Annotated in this window: 1 protein-coding gene; it reads right to left on the reverse strand. The window is 60.9% G+C overall.

Annotated features, from left to right (window positions below; all coding sequences use genetic code 11):
- The coding region (locus A11A3_RS17100; RefSeq protein ID WP_008930587.1) for an ISL3-like element ISPpu12 family transposase at positions 1-1,160 on the reverse strand (1,160 nt) is incomplete at both ends.

Here is a 1,160-nt window from a genome sequence, read left to right on the forward strand (position 1 = left end):
TCGTGGTGTAGAGCATTCGTGCCCGCATCACCTCGAAGGAGTAACCGCGCCCTTCACGGTTCTTGTCCTTGGCCAGTCGGTTGATGGACTCCGTGTAAGCGTTGGTGACGGGCATGTCCGTCTCGAAGTAGGTCATGGTCTCTTCGCGCCAGTTTCCCACTGCCCTGACCAGATCGCTCCAGACTTCCTTTTGGCCCTTCGGGATGGTGGCTATCCACTCGTCCAGGGCGGCTTCTGCCTGGAGCCGTGTGGTGGCGTCCCAGATGCCGTAGAAGCGCTCCTTGTGCTCGTAGGCGGCCAGCAGTTGCGGGAACGCGCCTGTCCAGGTCTCCATGATGAGGCGCTCCCGGTCTGAGACTTCGTGAGCGCGTTTCAGCAGGATTTTCCGGTCTCCCTTGAGAGTCCGGCTCTGGGACGGTTTCAGCTCCTTTCTGAGGCCCTTGCGCACTCTCTCTAGGGCATCGTTGGCCATGCGCACCACATGGAACTTATCGACCACGATACGGGCCTGGGGCAGCACAGCCTTGACCGCTGCCCGGTAGGGGTTCCACATGTCCATGCTGACGATCTCGACCTTCTGCCGGTCTTTCAGCTTCATCAGGTAGTTGGTCACCACGTCCTGGCGGCGGGTGGCCAGCAGGTCGAGCAGGGTTCGCTCCTCAATGTTGGTCAGAATGCAGCGGTAGCGCTTGTTCAGGTATAGCTCGTCAATGCCCAGGATGCGGGGCGTCTCGAAGCGGTGCCAGCGCCCCAGGAACTCGGCGCGGGCGTTGAAGATGTCGCGCACCGTCTTCTCGTCCAGGCCGGTCTGTGCCGCCACAAAGGTGTAGGGGTGGTTGAAGGATTCCTTCTCCACGTACTCATGCAGCCGCAGTGTCATACGGAATCCGTCCACCATCTCCGGTAGCTGGGGCCTGAATGTTGTCTTGCAGGCCCGGCAGGTGTATCGGCGGCGGACCACCCAGAGAGTGACCCGCTTGCCGTGGATGGGCAGATCACGATAGGGAACGTCACGCTTGCCGAACCGTACGAACTCACCCTGCACGCCGCATTCCTCGCAGGCGATGGGATCGGGCACGTCCACCTGGAAGTGCATTTCGTCGTCGGTTGATTTGCAGCCCAGTACTTGGTATTGCGGCAGGTGAAGGATGTTGTCGGGA

The organism is Alcanivorax hongdengensis A-11-3 (assembly GCF_000300995.1).
In the GTDB taxonomy this organism is placed as follows: Bacteria; Pseudomonadota; Gammaproteobacteria; order Pseudomonadales; family Alcanivoracaceae; genus Alcanivorax; species Alcanivorax hongdengensis.